Below are 18,197 nucleotides of genomic sequence, written 5' to 3' on the forward strand. Positions count from 1 at the left end.
AGTGGCGTCTGCCTGCGCGGTCTCGATCAGTTCGGCCTCCAGGGCGTCGGCCAGTCGGTTGACGATCCCGTCGCCCGGTGAGACGAACGCGGGCCGGTCGCCCTCCCGCCGGGGCAGGCGTCGAAGCTGGGTGGTGTCGCGGTGGCCGCCGACCTCCGTCGACGTCTGGACTCGGGTGAATGGGAGCCTGGTGAGCGCTTCCCCGGTACGGTCGCGCTGGCGGCGGAGTACGGGGTGACGCAGTCGACGGTCCAGAAGGCCGTCGTCGCTCTCCGGGAGGAGGGACGCCTGCGTACGGTTCTGGGAGCGGGGAGCTATGTCTTGCGCTGACGGCTCCCCTGCGCAATGCGGCGGTACCGATGAGTGAGACAGGGCTGACCGACATATGACCGGCCGGTAGGGTCTGCTCCGTGCCGAAGCCGCTCAGTCTCTCGTTCGATCCCATCGCCCGCGCCGACGAGCTCTGGAAGCAGCGCTGGGGAAGTGTGCCGTCGATGGCCGCGATCACCTCGATCATGCGGGCGCATCAGATCCTGCTGGCCGAGGTCGACGCGGTGGTCAAGCCGTACGGACTCACGTTCGCGCGGTACGAGGCCCTGGTGCTGCTGACCTTCTCCAAGTCGGGTGAGCTGCCGATGTCCAAGATCGGCGAGCGGCTCATGGTGCACCCCACGTCGGTGACGAACACCGTGGACCGCCTGGTGCGCTCGGGCCTGGTGGCCAAGCGTCCCAACCCCAACGACGGCCGCGGCACCCTCGCGACCATCACCGACAAGGGGCGCGAGGTCGTCGAGGCCGCCACCCGCGACCTGATGGCCATGGACTTCGGCCTGGGCGCCTACGACGCCGAGGAATGCGCCGAACTCTTCGCCATCCTCCGCCCCCTGCGCCTGGCGGCGGGAGACTTCGAGGAGGGCTGACGCCGGACGGGCCGCGGGCGCCGCCCCCCGGTCGGCCCAAGCGCGGGCGCGAGCGCGACGGCCTCCTACAGGGCGATCCCCGCCCGCTTCGCCAGCGCGGTCACCTTGGGGTTGCTCCGCTTGTGCAGCGAGACGAGCACCCGGCTCAGTTCCTGGAAGGTCGGGTGCACCTTCGCCATCTGCGGCGTCGCCTTCCACGCGTCGGCGAGAGAGTCCACCGCCCCGTCGCGGTCGCCCAGCGCCAGCTTCGAGCGTGCGACGTTCATGTGCAGTGGTCCGATACGCGTGGCGGGCAGCGTGGGGCCCTCTCGTAGGTACCTCTCCCCGGCCTCCAGAGCATCCGCGTGCCTGTTCAGGTCCGCGTTGGTCGCCACCACGTGCGTCGCCGTGTTCTCCGGCCCGAAATGGATACCGTTGACGTTCACATCGGTGTCGAAGACCTCGGCCGCCTTCCGCGCCGCCTCGATGTGCCGCCGCGCCGTCTTCTTGTCCGCCAGCCGGCCGGCGAGCGTCATCCCCCGCAGATGCAGCAGCCCGAGCCCGAGGCTGCGGGCCCGGCCCGACAGGGTCGACTCGGCCTCCACCACCGCCTGGTCCACCACTGCGAGACCGCCCGCGAAGTCTCCGCCGTTGAGGAACGTACCGGCCTCGTCCCGGGCCGCGACGGCGCGAGTCAACGGGTTCGCCCGCTCCGCCGCCTGCTGCTGCTTGACCACCGCCAGTTCCGCCAGCGTCATCCAGCGGTGCCGCGCGGCGAGCCAGTAGGTCGTGCTGTAGACGTCGGCCACCTGTGCCCAGTGCTCCGGCAGACCTGTCGCGTGCGCGCGGTCCTGCGCCCGGCGCAGCAGGCCGGGCAGGCGCTGCGTCACGGCGGCCAGATCGGCGTCGCCGCGAAGGTGGACGAGTTCCGTCAGGTCCTGCTCCAGGAGCTCGCCGCGGACCGGCTCATCCGTAGGCAGATCGAAGCGCCGCATGGCACTCCGCAGCTCCTTCAGCCGGTCCTCGTCACCCGGGCCGACAGGGCTCCGTCCGAGCAATTCGTCCAGCGTGATTCCGAAAGCGTTGGACAGCGCCGCGCCCATGCCCTGGATCAGCGGGCGCTCACCTCGTTCGATCTTGCCGAGCATGGACTTCGACATGCCCGCCCTGGCGGCCAGGTGGTCCTGCAGCCAGCCGCGCTGCACGCGCAGGACCTTGACGTTGGCGCCCGGCCCGGGCGTGGTGCTCTCTGCGCTCATACGTGGTGTCTTCCCGGTCGGATGCTCCTGCTCTTGATGCTCTCAGTCCACGACTACCCACGCGCCGCCCTGTGCACTTCCTGTGCACCTTCGCTCACGCGGAGTGTCGTTGACTGGTTACGGACAGCGAACAAGGGAATGTCCGCGAGCTGAGGACAGACATGATGACCATGACGGTGTACCGGGTGACTCCGGACGGCAAGAAGATCGTGATCCGCGAAGAGCACGAGGTGACGCCGATCAGGACGATCCCGCTCTCCGACAACTGGCCGCCGTGCAGGTGCACTCGGCACCGTCACCTCGCGGCCGCACTCCGGTGAGCACTCACGGGCACATCGCGTGCCACCCCGCTGCCACCGAGGGCCGCCGACTCCCGGGCAGCCCTTGGATCACCGGCACCTGCTGGCTGTACTGCCGTCGCTCGAACGTGACCGTGACCTGGATCGGTCCCGTGGTCTCGTCCGGGGCACAGGCGCCGCTATACGGCTGCGCCATGTGCATCGCCGAACTGGACCACATGGTGTGGCAGTACTGCGCAGCGAGGGATCGCGCCTGAACACCCGACTTCCGTCTCGGTGGTTCCCCCTCGCACCATCACCGGGGCGGGCTGCACGACGACATCCATCACCCAAGGAGACAATCCGTGACCACGACTCTCGTACCCCTCGGCGCTCAGGCACCGGCGCCCGCCTACACCGTCACCATCGATCCCCACTCGTTCCGGTACGACGCGGACCGACAGGTCAACGTCACTCCTGACGGCGGGCTGTGGGCCTTGGAGCCCATCGCGGCCTCCTCCACCGGCACCAACAACGACTCCAACGGGCCGGCGGACGAGACGAAGGACCCGTACCTGTTCGAGGAACCAGACCCCAAGCAGGTACCGGCCGGGCACGGACTGATCAAGGTCGCGAGGTAACACGGTGACTGCACCGCGCGGGCACGTCCTGATCGTCGCCGAGCAACTCGATCCCACCGCGGACCTGGTGGTTCACGCACTCTCCGAGAGCGGAACGCCTGTGTTGCGGTTCGATCTGGCCGAGTTTCCCCAGCAGGTCGTCCTGGCCGCCGAGCACAGGGCCATGGCGCCCGGATGGCTCGGAAGACTGGAGACCAGCCGGCGCGCGGTGCGGTTGGAGGAGGTCCGGGCCGTCTACTACGGGCGGCCCGGCCTCCCCATCCTCTCTCCCCAGGTGGATGACGCCTACCGCGAATGGGCGCTGTCTCAGGCCCTCGTCGGCATGGTGCAAGTCCTGACTTCGCTGCCGGTCACCTGGATGAACCACCCCGACGTCTACCGGGCCGCCGCCCACAAGCCGGGTCAGCTCACCACCGCCACCGTGTGCGGCCTGCGCGTGCCCCGGTCCTACATCGGCAACGACCTCGCCGCCGCACGTGCATGGGGCGAAGACATCGGTGGCCCACTCGCGTGCAAGCCCATCGCCGCAGCCTCTCTCGACCTCGCCGGCCGCCCGGCTCTGATGATCCCACCCGCAGGCTCGACGTCGGCGACCTCGACGAGTCCCTGGAATTGACGGCCCACTATCTCCAGGAGTGGGTGCCCAAGGCGTACGAGGTACGCCTCACCGTCGTCGGCGGTCGCATGTTCCCCGTCGCCATTCATGCCAGGAGCGAACGGGGACGCGCCGACTGGCGCAGCGACTACGACGCCCTTGAGTACGAGCCTGTCGGAATCCCCGAAGATGTCGCCCGGCGAGTGCGACGCTTCATGAACTTCTACCAAATGAACTACGGGGCCTTCGACTTCGCGGTGCGGCCCGACGGTGAATGGGTTTTCTACGAGTGCAACCCGGCCGGCCAGTGGCAGTTCATCGCCCGGGCCACCGGATTGCCCATCCCCGAGGCGCACGCCTCTCTCCTGCGAGGAGCGATCAGTTGAGCTACGCGGACCCTCCTGCCGTACAAGCCCTGCGACAGGACATGACCCAACGGCTCGCGGACGACGGTCACCTGCGCGATCCCGCCTGGTACAGAGCGGTCGCCGAGACGCCCCGCCATGTGTTCGTCCCTCTCTTCCACCGCCAGATGGACGGTGAGTGGGCCGTCGTCACGGCCGACGACGACGGATACTTCGACGCGGTCTACAGCGACCGCGCACTGACCACGCAGGTGTCCGACGGCGTGGCCACCTCCTCCTCGTCCCAGCCCAGCCTCATGCTCCGGATGCTCGAAGCGCTCGGCGTCGAGGACGGTGACACGATCGGGGAGGTCGCCACCGGAACCGGCTACAACGCGGCCCTGATGTGTCACCGGTCGGGCGACAAGAACCTGATCACCGTGGAGGTCGACGCCCATCTCACTCGTCTGGCCAGGGCCCGCCTCGGCGAGGTGGGCCACCACCCGACGGTGCGGACGGCTGACGCCCGGGCGGGCTTTCCGGCCGACACCCCGTTGGACCGGATGATCATCACCTGCGGGTTCGACGCCTTCCCGTACGCTCTGGCGCGCAGTGTCAGGCCCGGAGGCGCCATCGTCTGCCCCCTCGGCTGGGGCAACGCTCGGATGAGCGTCAGCGAGGACGGCACCCTCTTGGGGCGTTTTCTTGCTGGTGGCTCCTACTTCATGAAGGCCCGCGACGAGAACGGCACAGGTGGCGTCCCGTACCCGGGGCCGCCCGGCGACCCCACCCACCGGAACGCCGTCGTCGACCCCCGCGATCTCGGCGACGACGGTTTTCGCTTCGTGCATTCCCTCGTAGTCGGTGAGATCGGGGAAGCCCGGGAGATGAGTGACGGCACGGTCACCGGCCACCGCATGTGGGCCGGCGACGGATCGTGGGCGTACGTGCAGGACGGCACGGTCCACCAGAGCGGTCCCCGCAGGCTGTGGGACATTGCCGAACGCACATACGAGTGGTTCGAGTCTCACGGGCACCCCTCGCGCGAACGTTTCGGTGTGACCGTCACTCCCGAGGGTCAGACGTACTGGCTCGACGAACCCGGCCAGGGGCTGCCGCAGGAGTGGCCGAGTCGCCGGCCCTGAGCCTCGGAGGTGCATGAGCGGGCTCGGGTGCCACCCGCCGGCTCCGGGAGCGGGGCCGACCCCCGCCAAGATCTCCCGGAGCGGCCGGATACGCTCAAAGGCATGAAGAAGAGCGTGTTCACCCGCTACCGGATCATGGCCTACGTGACCGGTGTTCTCCTCGTCGCGTTGACCTTTGGCATGATCGGCAAGTACGCGCTCGACATGGGCGGGGCCGCCGACTTCACCCAGGTGGTCAGCATCGCCCACGGATGGCTCTACGTCGTCTACCTGATCTTCGCGTTCGACCTCGGTTCCAAGGCGAAGTGGCCGGTCAAGAAGCAGCTCTGGGTGCTGCTGGCCGGGACCGTCCCCACGGCCGCGTTCTTCGTGGAGCGCAAGGTCAGCCGTGAGCTGGAGGCCAAGGTCGCCGACGAGGCCCCCGCGGTCGCGTAACGCGTCTCACCGCCGTGCGGAGCAGCGTACGGCGGTCTCCCATCGACATTTACTTGGACGTCCTAGTAAATTCGAGGGTATGGACGCTGACGCCATCGACGAGGGCCGCCGACGCTGGCAGGCCCGGTACGACGCCGCACGCAAGCGCGACGCGGATTTCACCACGCTCTCCGGCGATCCCGTGGAGCCGGTGTACGGTCCCCGGCCCGGGGACACCTATGACGGGTTCGAGCGGATCGGCTGGCCCGGTGAGTATCCCTTCACCCGCGGTCTGTATCCGACCGGCTACCGGGGGCGGACGTGGACCATCCGGCAGTTCGCCGGGTTCGGCAACGCCGAGCAGACCAACGAGCGCTACAAGATGATCCTCGGCAACGGCGGGGGCGGCCTCTCCGTCGCCTTCGACATGCCGACGCTCATGGGCCGCGACTCCGACGACCCGCGCTCGCTGGGCGAGGTCGGCCACTGCGGGGTGGCCATCGACTCGGCGGCCGACATGGAGGTGCTGTTCCGGGACATCCCGCTCGGTGACGTCACCACCTCGATGACCATCAGCGGGCCCGCCGTGCCCGTCTTCTGCATGTATCTCGTCGCCGCCGAGCGGCAGGGCGTCGACCCGGGCGTGCTCAACGGCACGCTGCAGACGGACATCTTCAAGGAGTACATCGCGCAGAAGGAGTGGCTGTTCCAGCCCGAGCCGCATCTGCGCCTCATCGGCGACCTGATGGAGCACTGCGCCGCCGGCATCCCCGCGTACAAGCCGCTGTCGGTCTCCGGCTACCACATCCGCGAGGCCGGGGCGACGGCCGCGCAGGAGCTGGCGTACACGCTGGCGGACGGCTTCGGGTACGTGGAACTGGGGCTCAGCCGCGGGCTGGACGTCGACGTCTTCGCGCCCGGGCTGTCCTTCTTCTTCGACGCGCACGTCGACTTCTTCGAGGAGATCGCCAAGTTCCGTGCCGCCCGGCGCATCTGGGCGCGCTGGATGCGGGACGTGTACGGCGCGCAGAGCGAGAAGGCGCAGTGGCTGCGGTTCCACACGCAGACCGCCGGTGTCTCGCTGACCGCGCAGCAGCCGTACAACAACGTCGTCCGCACGGCCGTGGAGGCGCTGGCCGCGGTGCTCGGCGGGACCAACTCGCTGCACACCAACGCCCTCGACGAGACCCTCGCCCTCCCCAGCGAGCAGGCCGCCGAGATCGCCCTGCGCACCCAGCAGGTGCTGATGGAGGAGACCGGCGTCGGCAACGTCGCGGACCCGCTGGGCGGTTCCTGGTACGTCGAGCAGCTCACGGACCGGATCGAGGCGGACGCCGAGAAGATCTTCGAGCAGATCAAGGAGCGGGGCCTGCGCGCCCACCCGGACGGCAAGCACCCGGTCGGGCCGATCACCTCCGGCATCCTGCGCGGCATCGAGGACGGCTGGTTCACCGGCGAGATCGCCGAGTCGGCGTTCCGCTACCAGCAGGCGCTGGAGAAGGGCGACAAGCGGGTCGTGGGCGTCAACGTCCACACCGGGTCGGTCACCGGGGACCTGGAGATCCTGCGGGTCAGCCACGAGGTGGAGCGCGAGCAGGTCCGGCTGCTCGGCGAGCGCAAGGCCGCCCGCGACGACGCGAAGGTGCGCGGCGCGCTCGACGCCATGGTCGCGGCGGCGCGCTCCGGCGCCAACATGATCGAGCCCATGCTCGACGCCGTACGCGCGGAGGCGACGCTCGGCGAGATCTGCGGCGTGCTGCGCGACGAGTGGGGCGTGTACACGGAGCCGGCCGGCTTCTGAACCCCGGCACGCGGCTCGCACACGGCAACCCGGCAGGCACGGTGTCGACGGACACGGTGCCTGCCGGCCGCGTTGTGCGGGCGCTCCGTACGCCACCTAGATCGCCGCCACGCTGGTGTTCGTGCTGCTCCACGGCCGTGACTACGGCCGTGTCAACTGGGCGCTGGACTTCGTCGGGGTCGACCCGATCGCCTGGCAGGACGCATCTGGCGCTGGACCGGCTGCACCGCGCTGATCTACCTGGCCGCGATGCGGGAGATCCCGCAGGGTATCGGGTCGGCCGAGCCGCCGTCGGCCGGTGCGCCGTTGCAGGGTGCCGTGCCGCTGGGTGGGAGCGGTCGGTCAGCCGGAGATCAGCAGTACCCCGGCGTACGACAGTCCGGCCACGACCACCCACGCCCCCAGGCCCAGGGCCGCGACGCGGGCGCCCGTGCGGGTCAGGGCGGGCAGGTCGACCGCGCTGCCCAGGCCGAACAGGGCGGCGGCGAGCAGGAGTTCCTGGGCGATGTGGGCCGCCTCCAGGGCCGGTGCGGGCAGCAGGCCCGTGCTGCGCAGCGCCACGGCGGCGAGGAAGCCGACGACGAACAGGGGGACCAGCGGCACACGCGGTGCACCCGGGACGCGGCCCTTGCCGCGCCGGACGCCCAGGGCGACCGCCGCGACGATCGGGGCGAGCAGGGCCACCCGCATCAGCTTCACCAGCACCGCCTCGCCGAGCGCCGCACCGCCCGCCGTCTGCGCGGTGGCGACCACCTGCCCGACGTCGTGCACGCTCGCGCCGACCCAGCGCCCGAACTCGGCGTCGCTCAGCCCGAGCACGCCCTGCAGCAGCGGCAGCACGGCGATGGCGAGCGTCCCGCAGAGGGTCACCAGGGCGACCGAGGTGGCCGCGTCCCGCTCGTCGCTGCCGCGGGCCTCGCCCACCGCGCCGATCGCCGACGCCCCGCACACCGCGTACCCGGCGGCGATCAGCAGGGGCTGGTCGCCGGGCAGGCCGAGGCGTCTGCCGAGCCACCAGGTGCCCAGCAGCGTGACCGTCACGACGCCCAGCACCATGAGGACGGCGGCCCAGCCCAGGGCGCGGATGTCGGCGAAGGCGAGCCGCAGCCCGAGGAGCACGATCCCGGCCCGCATCAGCCGCTTGCCGGCGAACGACAGCCCCGGCCGCGCGGAGGTCCGTACGACCGACCGCAGCCGGGGCAGATGCGCGGCCACGACGCCCAGCACGACGGCGGCGGTCAGCATCGGCACGCCGGGCAGGACCCGGTGCACGCACCAGGCGGCCGCGACCGCGAGTGCCGCGAGGACGAGTCCGGGCCGGCGGGTGGCGGCCGCGGCGCCCGGGGCGGGTGCGGCCGGCCGTTTCTCCAGCAGCGCCATCAGCGGTCCGCCGGCTGTGGATAGACCCGGCGGACGCTGGTGCCGAAGCGGGATATGTCGGCGCCGTAGACGTGCAGGGATATCGCCCTGCCGGGCCCGTCGTTCCGGACCCGGTGGATGTCCCCGGGCGGGGCGAAGCCGCAGACCTCGCCGCGCTCGTTGACCACGTCGGCGGTGGCGACGAGCCGTGCGCCGTCGTCCGGGCCGGCGGCGGGCAGCAGCCGGTAGCGCCGCTCGTGCTCCCGGCCCTCGTGGACGCCGGTGGTGCACCAGGCGATGTGGTCGTGCACCGAGGTGCCCTGGCCGGGCAGCCAGACCAGGGCGACGACGGAGAAGCTGCCGTCGTGCTCGGCGTGCAGCAGGTGCTGTCGGTAGTGCGCCGGGTCGCTCTCGCACTGCCCGGGGGTGAGCAGGTCGGGGGCGCCCAGGTGCGGGGCGAGGCACTCGCCGACGAGATGGGCCGTGGGGTCGGGCGGCAGTCCGCGGCCGACGGTGGCTCTGATGTCCGCGATCAGGGTGGCGAGGCGTGCGGTGGGGCGCGGGACGGTGAAGGCGTCCGGGAGACTCGTGGCACCGGGAGCGGGAGGCATGGCAGGAGCGTCGGCCGCCAGGACGCATCACGTCCAACGCGAGTTTCTTCGCCTTTCCCAAGCACCGCTTATGGATGGGCCCGTCCGGCAAGGACTCAGCAGCCGTCCTTCGCGGCCGCCACCGCCTTCAGCCCCTCCAGGACGCGCGCCGTCGCCGGTATCCGCAGGTGCTCGGGCAGGACGTAGGCGGAGATCTTGCGCCGGGAGACGGGCCGCAGCGGCCGGCCGGCGACCTTCGGATGGCGCATGAAGTTCAGGACGAGCGAGGGGAGCATGGCGACCCCCAGCCCCTCCGCGACCAGGCTCTGCACGGCGAGGTTGTCGTCGGTCATGAACGCGATGTCGGGGACGAACCCCTCCTCCGCGCACTCGTGGAGCAGATTGGCCCGGCAGCGCGGGCAGCCGGCGATCCAGCGCTCCTGGGCCAGATCCGTGAGACGGACCGCCCGCCGACGGGCCAGCGGGTGCCCGGCCGGCAGCAGCACGGTCAGCTGGTCCTCCAGCAGCGGTATCTCCACCAGCCCTTCCGGAACCTGTTCGTGCAGTCCGGGATAGGTGAACGCCAGCGAGACGTCGCACTCGCCCCGGGTGAGCCGCCGCAGCGACTCGGGCGGCTCGTTCTCCAGCAGGTCGACGCGGAGCGCGGGATGGTCGACGGTCAGCCGGGCCAGGGTCTCGGGGATCAGGGTGGAGTTGGCGCTCGGGAAGGCGCACAGGCGGACCCGTCCGGCGCGCAGCCGCGTGAGGGCGTTCATCTGCTCCTGCGCGGCGGACATGGCGTCGAGAATGACCGAGGTGTGCCGGGCCAGCGCCTCGCCGGCCTCGGTGAGCCGCAGACCGCGGCCCACCCGGACGAACAGGGCGGAGCCGGTGTCCCGCTCCAGGGCCTTCATCTGCTGGGTGATCGCCGGCTGGGTGTAGCCGAGGGCACGGGCGGCGGCCGAGTAGGAGCCGGTCCTGACGACCTCGTGGAACGTCTTGATGTGCCGGGAATCGAACACCCGGGCATCATAAGCAGCTTTTGGGGTGCCGCCGTCGCCCGCCGCCGGGGCGGTTCCCGTCACGGCTTGCGGGCCACCGCCCCGTAGAGCGAGATCACGGCGCCGGCGTCGGTGCTCTCGTCCACGGCGAGCTCGGGATGCCAGTCGGTCACCTGGACGAGACCGGGGTCGACGAAGTCCAGCCCCTCGAAGAAGCGGGCGACCTCCGCGCGGCCGCGGGGGGCGAGCGTGACACCGCCCGCCCGGTACATCGCGACCCCGCGGCCGACCGCCTCGGGGTCGAAGTCGGCGGTGAGCTGGGACAGCACCAGATAGCTGCCGGAGGGAAGGGCGTCGACGAGTCGCGCCACCAGGGCGTACGGGTCGTCCTCGTCGCCGAGGAAGTGCGTCAGCGCCACGAGGGACAGGGCCACGGGGCGGGCGAGGTCCAGGCTCTCGCGGGCCCGGCGCAGGATGAGCTCCGGCTCGCGCACATCGGCCTGGACGTAGTCGGTGACGCCCTCGGGGGTGCTGCGCAGCAGCGCCTCCGCGTGCTTCAGCACGATGGGATCGTTGTCGGTGTAGACGACGCGGGACTCGGGCGCGACGCGCTGGGCCAGCTGGTGCAGGTTGGGTTCGGTGGGAATGCCGGTGCCGACGTCCAGGTACTGCCGAACACCCGCCGGGCCGGCCAGCCACCGGGTGACGCGCTGCATGAACCAGCGGTTGGTGCGGGCGATGTGACGGGCCGTGCCGTCGACGCCCATGATCTGCCGGCCCAGTTCCTCGTCGACGGGATAGTTGTCCTTGCCGCCGAGGAACCAGTCGTAGACCCGGGCCGGATGCGGCCTGGAGGTGTCGATCCGTGCCGTGACGGGTCCGGTCCCGGTCATGCGCGCCCTCCCTGGCCGCTCGGTGTCCCGTATGTCCCCGGTGGGGATGATCAGGATCCTCGCAGGGCGCGAAGGGCGGCGACAGGCGACTACCGGCCGACCGTGGCCGGTTCGCGGCCGCCTCGGCGTCGGGCGGTCCGGCGCGTGTCGGGCTGGGGTGCGTGGTCGGGCGGGCTCGATCGCGTCGGGCGGGCCGTCGTGCGTCAGACGGTGCCGGGTGCGGCGGCGAGGCCCGACAGCAGGACGCGGGTGAAGCCGTGCGCCCACTCCTCGTCGGCCGGCTCCGCGCTGACCAGCGTGCGGTGCACCACCGCGCCGGCCACCATGTCGAAGATCAGGTCGACCGTGCGGGCCGCCGCCTCGGCGTCGGGCTGGGGCGGCAGCTCGCCCCGCTCCTGGGCGCGGGCCCGGCCCGCGAGGACGAGACGTTTCTGCCGTTCGACGATCGAGGCGCGGATGCGCTCGCGCAGGAGGTCGTCCCGGGTGGCCTCGGCGATCACCGCCATCAGCCCGCTCCTGGCCTCCGGACGGGCCAGGATCGCGGCGAACTGGAGCACCACACCCTCTATGTCGGCGGCCAGGGAGCCGCGGTCGGGCAGGCTCAGCTCGTCGAAGAGCTCCGCGACCGCGTCCACGACCAGTTCGTTCTTGCCCGCCCAGCGACGGTAGAGGGTGGTCTTCGCAACCCCGGCGCGCACCGCGACGTCTCCCAAGGTGAGCTTGGACCAGCCGAGTTCGACCAGAGCCTGACGGGTCGCGGCCAGGATCGCGGCGTCCGCGGCGGCACTGCGCGGGCGCCCGGTGCGACTGGCTGGGGTGCGGCTCTGCATGTCACGACCATAACCGGCGGATACCGGACGGTCCGTGGTGAGAGAGATCACGGAGGCGGGATGTCACGGGAGCCCCGGTCGGCATTACGCTACGGCTCGTAGCGAAAGCACGCGTGACCGGCGTGCCCGAGCGACGACCACCGGCGCGGGGTGGGGACCCGGCGCCAACGCACACGTACGCCTGGGTTTCCCGGGCGCTTTTCACACACACGCGGAGTACGGGGGAGGATAGGCGCATGCAGCCACGGAACATGTCCATGAGCGGAGTCGTCGACCTCGCCGCGGTGAAGGCGGCCCAGGAGGCCAAGACGAAGGCGGAGCAGGCGCGCGCCGAAACGGCCCGGCAGGGCGGCGGGGGCGCCGTCTCCCCGGCCGATCTCGTTATCGACGTCGACGAGGCCGGCTTCGAGCGCGACGTTCTGCAGCGGTCCACCGAGGTCCCGGTCGTCATCGACTTCTGGGCCGAGTGGTGCGAGCCCTGCAAGCAGCTGAGCCCCCTCCTGGAGCGGCTCACCGTCGAGTACAACGGGCGCATCCTCCTCGCCAAGATCGACGTCGACGCCAACCAGATGCTGATGCAGCAGTTCGGGATCCAGGGGATCCCGGCGGTCTTCGCGGTGGTGGCCGGCCAGGCGCTGCCGCTCTTCCAGGGGGCCGCGGGCGAGGCGCAGATCCGCCAGACCCTGGACCAGCTGGTGCAGGTCGGCGAGCAGCGCTTCGGCCTGACCGGTCTCACCGTCGACGCCGACGCCGAGCCGGGCGGGGGCGCGGCCGCCGCCCCGGCCGAGGCCGCCGGGCCGTACGACGCCCTGCTGGAGGCCGCCGTGCAGGCGCTGGACAGCGGTGACTTCGCCGGTGCCGTCCAGGCGTACAAGAACGTGCTCGCCGACGACCCGGGCAACCCGGAGGCCAAGCTGGGCCTGGCGCAGGCCGAACTGCTGCAGCGGGTGCAGGGACTGGACCCGGCGAAGGTGCGCGGAGAAGCGGCCGAGAAGCCGAACGACGCCGCCGCGCAGATCGCCGCCGCCGACCTGGACCTGGTGGGCGGTCATGTCGAGGACGCCTTCGGCCGGCTCATCGAGACGGTGGGGCGCACCGCGGGCGACGACCGGGACGCCGCGCGGGTACGGCTGCTGGAGCTGTTCGAGGTGGTCGGTGCCGAGGACCCGCGTGTGATCGCCGCGCGCCGGGCGCTGGCGCGCGCCCTGTTCTGAGCACCCCGGGCGCGGGTGCCTGATTCGGGCGGTTTTGCCGGTCGGTCGGGTGCGTGGTGCCCGAGTTGCGGATTGGCTCATGGAGACCGGTGCGGCCGCGCTTTACCAAATCTTGGTAATCGCGGCCGCTGTTACTGCAAGTAAGTTGCAGGCGTTGATCTGTCGGATTCTGTCCACTGATCAATAGTTTTGTACGGCCCCTTCGGTGCACCGAGCGTCGCTGAGTGGGGCCGGCGCGTCGTTGCACGGTTATCCGGCCGTTACTAGCGAGTAACGAACCCCCTTGTGCGGGCGGCGAGAATGCACCACGATCGGCGACGCTCGGTCCATTACCCGTACCCCGACAGCCGGTCGGGCCGCGGGAACTCCTGGGTCCCCACCGAGCAGAACCGGCACCCATGGCGCCGGTTCTTGGACAGGGGGGTCTTCGCCCACCCGGCGAAGCCTGTCCAGCAGGGTTGTGCGTGATGCGTGTCAGGCGCGACCAGTGGTTGTCGCTCGGGGGTGATCGCCGGTGATTCGGGCGCATGTGTGCGCCGCCGAGTGCGGGCGCTCTCCTTCCCGAGGACGTAGCACTTCTCCCATCCCTGCCCGGCCGGTCCGCCGTTCATGGCGGCGAGTCAGGACAGGAGATGTACGTCCGAGAAGGAGGAAATATGGAGTCCCAGGTGCGTGGCGGGACCAGATGGAAGCGGTTCGCTGTGGTCATGGTGCCCAGCGTTGCCGCCACGGCTTGCATAGGCGTCGCTCTCGCGCAGGGCGCCCTCGCGGCGTCGTTCAGCGTTTCGGGGCAGTCGTTCAAGGTCACCACGAAGGAGCTCGTCGGTACGGGCTTCTCGCAGTACGGCGCCCTTGACGAGGGGTACACCCTCTCCGGCAAGAAGACGGTTCACCCCGTCGCGGTCTCGGCGTTCAAGTCCGCGACCATCAAGAGCCTGTGCCAGTCGGTCGTCACCCCGAACATTCCGGTGCTCGGGAACGTCAGCCTGATCCTGCGCGCCGGTGACGGCGCCCAGCCGGTCGAGGCCGAGAACCTGTACATCGACGTCGCCGACCTGAACGCCGACGCGACGTTCACGAACATCGACATCGGTGTGGCCGCCAAGGACGCCAACAAGGGTCCGGGCATGAAGGGCGGCGGCGAGCAGGCCAACCCCTACGGGTTCGCCCAGCAGGCGGACAAGGCCGTGCTGAAGGACGTGAAGCAGACGGCGTGGGCGACCACCGCCGGAACCTTCAAGCTCAGCGGTCTGAAGATGTCGCTCTCGACGGGTGTCAAGGAGTGCTACTAAGCACTCGCTGACGGGCGGGGGAGCCGGTGGCGCCCCCGCCCGTCCACCTTCCCGCCGCGCCTTCACGCGCGGCGCACATCACCACCACAGCAAAGCCGTACCAGGGAGCTGTTTTCCATGAGCGCCGAGACTCCTGCCGCCTCCGGCCAGTTCACCCGCCGCAGGCAGCAGTTCCGCGCCTGGCGGGGCGCGCGGCCGTTCTGGGCCGGGCTGTTCGTCATGCTCGGCGGACTCCCCATCGCCTACTTCCCGTACGCGAACCTCCAGATCGGGCATCTGACGCTGGCCATGGCGACCACCGCGGGCGCCGGGTCCCTGATCATCGGTGTGCTGCTCGTCGTCCTCGGTGTCAGCCTCTGGTTCCAGAAGCACGTCCGGGTCTTCGCGGGTGTCGCGGCGATCCTGCTGGCGCTCGTGTCCATCCCTGTGTCCAACCTCGGCGGCTTCCTCATCGGCTTCCTCTTCTCCCTCGTGGGCGGAGCGATGGCCGTGTCGTGGGCGCCGGGCGCACCGCCCGCCGAGGAGCCCTCGGCGGACGGCGACGGCCACGGCGGGGCACCGGAGGGCGCGACCGCCGACACCACGGTCCTGGACCCCGTCGACGGCACCACGCCGATGGGCGATGAGGATCACTCCCAGGCCCCCAAGGTGCCGGGAGAGAACGACCTGTCAGGAACGAGCCCGGCGAACGGGGCGAACGGGAGGCACAGTGCCGGCTGACGAGGTGACCCACGGGACTGAGGTGGACACGTCCCGTGTGAGAACCGGGCCGCGCCACGCGGCACCCAAGAAGCCGCTGTTCACCAGGTTCCACATGCCCGCCGGGAAGGCGATAGCCATCGCGGCGATGCCGACCGCGGTCCTCATGGGGATGGGCTTCACCCCGACGCTCGCCCAGGCCGACGACCAGCCGTCGTCCAAGAACCTCACGGCCGACGAGTTCAAGGAGTGCCTGGAGGCCATCGAGAAGGCCGAGAAGGGGGACGACGCCACCGCGTCGCCCACCCCGTCCGCCACGGCGAGCGACACCGCCTCGCCGGACGAGAAGCCCTCGGCGGAGCCGACCCCCTCGGCCCCCGCACAGGAGGCCCCGGACGCGGGATCGGACCAGGGAACGGACAACGGCTCGGACTCTTCGCCGGATTCAGGTTCCGACGACAAGCCCGAGCCCACGCCGAGCCCCTCCGCGACCGCGGGCGGCCAGGCCGCCGGGGAGCGGACCGAGCCCGCGCCGGCCCCCTCGGAGACCGACGGCAATGTGCTGGAGGACATCGGGCAGGCCATCAAGGACGTCTTCACGCCCGGGGACCAGGAGCAGGAGGCGGCCCCGAGCCCCACCCCGTCCACCTCCGCCCCGACCGCCGACGACGCCGGCAAGACGGCCGCCGCGGCCGAGGAGACCGCCGGGAAGGCGGCCACCGAGGCCCCGGCGGACACCGCGAAGGATGTCGCGCAGGACGCCGGCGACAAGGCGTCGCAGGCGGCCGAGGACGCCGGGCAGCAGGCCGAGGAGCCCGCCGCGGAGGCGACCGCCACCCCGGGGGCCACCGCCTCGCCGAGCCCCTCCGAGACGCCCGGCGTCGACCTCGAGGACTGCCCGGTCGCCACGGACGCCGAGGGCGGCGTCGACAACAAGGTCCCGCTGCCCGACGACCCGTGGTTCCTGAACGCCAGCTCGCTGCTGCTGAAGGGCGCCGACTACAAGGGCATCGTCGAGGTGCGGACGGCCAACGGCACCGTCAAGAAGGTGCTGAAGTACGTCATATCCGACGGCACCGACATCGGGGACCTGCACCAGACGGTCAAGGACGAGCAGTCCGGCAAGACCTACCACGTGCAGGCCGCCAAGGGGTCGACGTCCACCATCCGCGACGGCGACACCGTGATGTACACGGAGAGCATCTCCGGCAACCTGCTCGGACTGATCCCGATCACGTTCGACCCGGAGCACCCGCCGCCGCTCAACATCCCGCTGATCTACTTCACCAACGTGAAGGTGCAGCAGGCCGGCCAGTTCGGCGGAACCCTGCACGTGCCCGGGCTGCACCAGTACGTCACCGACTGAGCACCCGTCAGAACCCTTCCGGGAGCCGCAGCGCCGAGGGCGCCCCCCTCCGCAGGGGGCGCCCTCGGCGTCGTGCACGCGCGGTGCGGGTCAGGCGGTCGCGCCGCCCAGGTGGTGCACCCGGACCATGTTGGTCGTGCCCGGGACGCCGGGCGGCGAGCCGGCCGTGATCACCACGATGTCGCCCTCGCTGAACCGGCTCAGCCGGACCAGTTCCTGCTCCACCAGCTCGACCATCTCGTCGGTGCTGTTCACGAACGGGACGACGTGCGGCTCCACGCCCCAGCTGAGCGCCAGCTGGTTGCGGGTGGACTCGTCGGTGGTGAACGCCAGGATCGGCTGGGCGACGCGGTAGCGGCACAGCCGACGGGCCGTGTCGCCGGACTGCGTGAAGGCCACCAGGCCCTTGCCGCCGAGGAAGTCGGCGATCTCGCAGGCGGCACGGGCCACCGAACCGCCCTGCGTACGCGGCTTCTTGCCGGGCACCAGCGGCTGGAGGCCCTTGGACAGCAGCTCCTGCTCGGCCGCCTGGACGATCTTCGACATGGTCCGCACGGTCTCGACCGGGTACGCGCCCACGCTCGACTCGGCGGACAGCATCACCGCGTCGGCGCCGTCCAGGATCGCGTTGGCCACGTCGGAGGCCTCGGCGCGGGTCGGCCGGGAGTTGGTGATCATCGACTCCATCATCTGGGTCGCCACGATCACCGGCTTGGCGTTGCGCCGGCACAGCTCGATCAGGCGCTTCTGCACCATGGGGACCTTCTCGAGCGGGTACTCGACGGCGAGGTCACCGCGGGCGACCATCACACCGTCGAACGCCATCACGACGTCCTCCATGTTCTCCACCGCCTGCGGCTTCTCCACCTTGGCGATGACGGGGACCCGGCGGCCCTCCTCGTCCATCACGCGGTGGACGTCGGCGACGTCCTTGGCGTCCCGGACGAAGGACAGGGCGACCAGGTCGCAGCCCATCCGCAGGGCGAACCGCAGGTCCTCGACGTCCTTCTCGGACAGCGCCGGCACGTTCACGGCCGTGCCGGGCAGGTTGATGCCCTTGTGGTCGGAGATGACCCCGCCCTCGATGACGATCGACTTCACCCGGGGGCCGTCGACGTCCAGCACCTTCAGCTCGACGTTGCCGTCGTTGATCAGGATCTGGTCACCGCGGGAGACGTCACCCGGCAGGCCCTTGTAGGTCGTCCCGCAGATCGTCTTGTCGCCCGGGACGTCCTCGGTGGTGATGGTGAACTCGTCACCGCGCACCAGCTCGACGGGACCCTCGGCGAAGGTCTCCAGGCGGATCTTGGGGCCCTGGAGGTCGGCGAGGACACCGATGGCCCTGCCGGTCTCCTTGGCGGCGGCACGGACCCGGTCGTACCGGCCCTGGTGCTCGGCGTGCGTGCCGTGGCTGAAGTTGAAGCGGGCCACGTTCATGCCGGCTTCGATCAGGGCGACAAGCTGCTCGTGGGAGTCGACCGCGGGGCCGAGAGTACAGACGATTTTCGAACGGCGCATGGGGCGATCCTATCGGTTTGTTTCGCTACGGAATATTCCGTCTGGCGGAATGTACAAAT

20 protein-coding genes and 1 pseudogene are annotated in these 18,197 nt (G+C 70.7%); 14 read left to right on the forward strand and 7 right to left on the reverse strand.

Annotated elements, in window-relative coordinates; translation table 11 throughout:
* The first annotated feature begins 141 nt into the window (after positions 1–141).
* Positions 142–330, forward strand: a complete 189-nt coding sequence (locus tag ACZ44S_RS11845) for a GntR family transcriptional regulator (protein ID WP_466927337.1) — start codon at positions 142–144, stop codon at positions 328–330.
* An 80-nt stretch (positions 331–410) separates the two neighbouring features.
* The gene (locus tag ACZ44S_RS11850) at positions 411–920 is read left to right on the forward strand and encodes a MarR family winged helix-turn-helix transcriptional regulator (RefSeq protein ID WP_466927340.1); all 510 of its coding nucleotides are present in this window, start codon (positions 411–413) and stop codon (positions 918–920) included.
* Positions 921–985: 65 nt separating this feature from the next.
* Here ACZ44S_RS11850 and ACZ44S_RS11855 read toward each other — a convergent pair whose 3' ends face one another.
* Positions 986–2,158: a helix-turn-helix domain-containing protein gene (locus ACZ44S_RS11855; RefSeq protein ID WP_466927343.1), complete on the reverse strand. Its 1,173-nt coding sequence runs from the start codon at positions 2,156–2,158 to the stop codon at positions 986–988.
* A 161-nt stretch (positions 2,159–2,319) separates the two neighbouring features.
* Between ACZ44S_RS11855 and ACZ44S_RS11860 the strand changes: the two genes are divergently transcribed.
* From ACZ44S_RS11860 to ACZ44S_RS11895, 8 genes and pseudogenes are all read left to right on the forward strand, one after another.
* On the forward strand, positions 2,320–2,478 hold the full coding sequence (locus tag ACZ44S_RS11860; protein ID WP_466927346.1) for a hypothetical protein: 159 nt from the start codon (positions 2,320–2,322) through the stop codon (positions 2,476–2,478).
* 323 nt (positions 2,479–2,801) lie between these two features.
* Positions 2,802–3,077 (forward strand): hypothetical protein, encoded by a 276-nt coding sequence (locus ACZ44S_RS11865; RefSeq protein WP_466927348.1) that lies wholly within the window; start codon positions 2,802–2,804, stop codon positions 3,075–3,077.
* Positions 3,078–3,081: 4 nt separating this feature from the next.
* Positions 3,082–3,693 carry an MvdC/MvdD family ATP grasp protein gene (locus tag ACZ44S_RS11870; protein ID WP_466927351.1) on the forward strand — a complete coding sequence of 204 codons (612 nt, stop codon included), beginning with the start codon at positions 3,082–3,084 and terminating at the stop codon, positions 3,691–3,693.
* Positions 3,690–4,058, forward strand: a complete 369-nt coding sequence (locus ACZ44S_RS11875) for an MvdC/MvdD family ATP grasp protein (protein ID WP_466927354.1) — start codon at positions 3,690–3,692, stop codon at positions 4,056–4,058. Before ACZ44S_RS11870 ends, ACZ44S_RS11875 begins: the two co-directional genes overlap by 4 nt.
* A complete protein-coding gene (locus ACZ44S_RS11880; protein ID WP_466927357.1) occupies positions 4,055–5,161 on the forward strand; it encodes a methyltransferase domain-containing protein in 1,107 nt (368 codons plus the stop codon). The genes ACZ44S_RS11875 and ACZ44S_RS11880 overlap by 4 nt, the downstream gene beginning before the upstream one ends.
* Before the next feature lie 102 nt (positions 5,162–5,263).
* The gene (locus ACZ44S_RS11885; protein ID WP_466927360.1) at positions 5,264–5,596 is read left to right on the forward strand and encodes a DUF3817 domain-containing protein; all 333 of its coding nucleotides are present in this window, start codon (positions 5,264–5,266) and stop codon (positions 5,594–5,596) included.
* A 79-nt stretch (positions 5,597–5,675) separates the two neighbouring features.
* Positions 5,676–7,376 carry an acyl-CoA mutase large subunit family protein gene (locus ACZ44S_RS11890; RefSeq protein WP_466927363.1) on the forward strand — a complete coding sequence of 567 codons (1,701 nt, stop codon included), beginning with the start codon at positions 5,676–5,678 and terminating at the stop codon, positions 7,374–7,376.
* 103 nt (positions 7,377–7,479) lie between these two features.
* Positions 7,480–7,649: pseudogene (locus ACZ44S_RS11895) on the forward strand (sugar ABC transporter permease); the annotation flags it as partial.
* 69 nt (positions 7,650–7,718) lie between these two features.
* Here ACZ44S_RS11895 and ACZ44S_RS11900 read toward each other — a convergent pair.
* The 5 genes from ACZ44S_RS11900 to ACZ44S_RS11920 form a co-directional block, all read right to left on the reverse strand.
* Positions 7,719–8,756, reverse strand: a complete 1,038-nt coding sequence (locus tag ACZ44S_RS11900; protein ID WP_466927366.1) for a YeiH family protein — start codon at positions 8,754–8,756, stop codon at positions 7,719–7,721.
* On the reverse strand, positions 8,756–9,346 hold the full coding sequence (locus ACZ44S_RS11905) for a cysteine dioxygenase family protein (RefSeq protein ID WP_466927369.1): 591 nt from the start codon (positions 9,344–9,346) through the stop codon (positions 8,756–8,758). Before ACZ44S_RS11905 ends, ACZ44S_RS11900 begins: the two co-directional genes overlap by 1 nt.
* Before the next feature lie 95 nt (positions 9,347–9,441).
* Positions 9,442–10,347: a LysR family transcriptional regulator gene (locus ACZ44S_RS11910; RefSeq protein WP_466927371.1), complete on the reverse strand. Its 906-nt coding sequence runs from the start codon at positions 10,345–10,347 to the stop codon at positions 9,442–9,444.
* Between the two features lie 59 nt (positions 10,348–10,406).
* Entirely contained in the window at positions 10,407–11,219 is an 813-nt protein-coding gene (locus ACZ44S_RS11915) for an SAM-dependent methyltransferase (protein ID WP_466927374.1), read from the reverse strand.
* 203 nt (positions 11,220–11,422) lie between these two features.
* Positions 11,423–12,049, reverse strand: a complete 627-nt coding sequence (locus ACZ44S_RS11920) for a TetR/AcrR family transcriptional regulator (protein ID WP_466927377.1) — start codon at positions 12,047–12,049, stop codon at positions 11,423–11,425.
* Between the two features lie 236 nt (positions 12,050–12,285).
* Between ACZ44S_RS11920 and ACZ44S_RS11925 the strand changes: the two genes are divergently transcribed.
* The 4 genes from ACZ44S_RS11925 to ACZ44S_RS11940 all read left to right on the forward strand — a co-directional run bounded on the left by ACZ44S_RS11925 (position 12,286) and on the right by ACZ44S_RS11940 (position 16,620).
* On the forward strand, positions 12,286–13,263 hold the full coding sequence (locus ACZ44S_RS11925; protein ID WP_466927380.1) for a tetratricopeptide repeat protein: 978 nt from the start codon (positions 12,286–12,288) through the stop codon (positions 13,261–13,263).
* 656 nt (positions 13,264–13,919) lie between these two features.
* Positions 13,920–14,555, forward strand: coding sequence for a DUF6230 family protein (locus tag ACZ44S_RS11930; protein ID WP_190161667.1), 636 nt, complete (start codon positions 13,920–13,922; stop codon positions 14,553–14,555).
* Positions 14,556–14,672: 117 nt separating this feature from the next.
* Complete coding sequence (locus ACZ44S_RS11935; protein WP_466927383.1) at positions 14,673–15,275, forward strand: DUF6114 domain-containing protein; 603 nt, start codon at positions 14,673–14,675, stop codon at positions 15,273–15,275.
* Positions 15,265–16,620 carry a hypothetical protein gene (locus ACZ44S_RS11940; protein ID WP_466927386.1) on the forward strand — a complete coding sequence of 452 codons (1,356 nt, stop codon included), beginning with the start codon at positions 15,265–15,267 and terminating at the stop codon, positions 16,618–16,620. Before ACZ44S_RS11935 ends, ACZ44S_RS11940 begins: the two co-directional genes overlap by 11 nt.
* 90 nt (positions 16,621–16,710) lie before the next feature.
* Here ACZ44S_RS11940 and pyk read toward each other — a convergent pair whose 3' ends face one another.
* The gene (gene pyk, locus ACZ44S_RS11945) at positions 16,711–18,138 is read right to left on the reverse strand and encodes a pyruvate kinase (protein ID WP_466927389.1); all 1,428 of its coding nucleotides are present in this window, start codon (positions 18,136–18,138) and stop codon (positions 16,711–16,713) included.
* Positions 18,139–18,197 lie beyond the last annotated feature (59 nt).

The sequence above is a fragment of the Streptomyces malachitofuscus genome, from assembly GCF_055571035.1.

Excerpts from the sequence above, each read along its gene's own strand:
- ACZ44S_RS11900 (WP_466927366.1), bottom strand. The coding sequence starts at position 8,756 with ATGGCGCTGCTGGAGAAACGGCCGGCCGCACCCGCCCCGGGCGCCGCG.
- ACZ44S_RS11925 (WP_466927380.1), top strand. The coding sequence starts at position 12,286 with ATGCAGCCACGGAACATGTCCATGAGCGGAGTCGTCGACCTCGCCGCG.
- ACZ44S_RS11930 (WP_190161667.1), top strand. The coding sequence starts at position 13,920 with ATGGAGTCCCAGGTGCGTGGCGGGACCAGATGGAAGCGGTTCGCTGTG.
- ACZ44S_RS11920 (WP_466927377.1), bottom strand. The coding sequence starts at position 12,049 with ATGCAGAGCCGCACCCCAGCCAGTCGCACCGGGCGCCCGCGCAGTGCC.
- ACZ44S_RS11935 (WP_466927383.1), top strand. The coding sequence starts at position 14,673 with ATGAGCGCCGAGACTCCTGCCGCCTCCGGCCAGTTCACCCGCCGCAGG.
- ACZ44S_RS11885 (WP_466927360.1), top strand. The coding sequence starts at position 5,264 with ATGAAGAAGAGCGTGTTCACCCGCTACCGGATCATGGCCTACGTGACC.
- ACZ44S_RS11905 (WP_466927369.1), bottom strand. The coding sequence starts at position 9,346 with ATGCCTCCCGCTCCCGGTGCCACGAGTCTCCCGGACGCCTTCACCGTC.
- pyk (WP_466927389.1), bottom strand. The coding sequence starts at position 18,138 with ATGCGCCGTTCGAAAATCGTCTGTACTCTCGGCCCCGCGGTCGACTCC.
- ACZ44S_RS11890 (WP_466927363.1), top strand. The coding sequence starts at position 5,676 with ATGGACGCTGACGCCATCGACGAGGGCCGCCGACGCTGGCAGGCCCGG.
- ACZ44S_RS11855 (WP_466927343.1), bottom strand. The coding sequence starts at position 2,158 with ATGAGCGCAGAGAGCACCACGCCCGGGCCGGGCGCCAACGTCAAGGTC.
- ACZ44S_RS11860 (WP_466927346.1), top strand. The coding sequence starts at position 2,320 with ATGATGACCATGACGGTGTACCGGGTGACTCCGGACGGCAAGAAGATC.
- ACZ44S_RS11915 (WP_466927374.1), bottom strand. The coding sequence starts at position 11,219 with ATGACCGGGACCGGACCCGTCACGGCACGGATCGACACCTCCAGGCCG.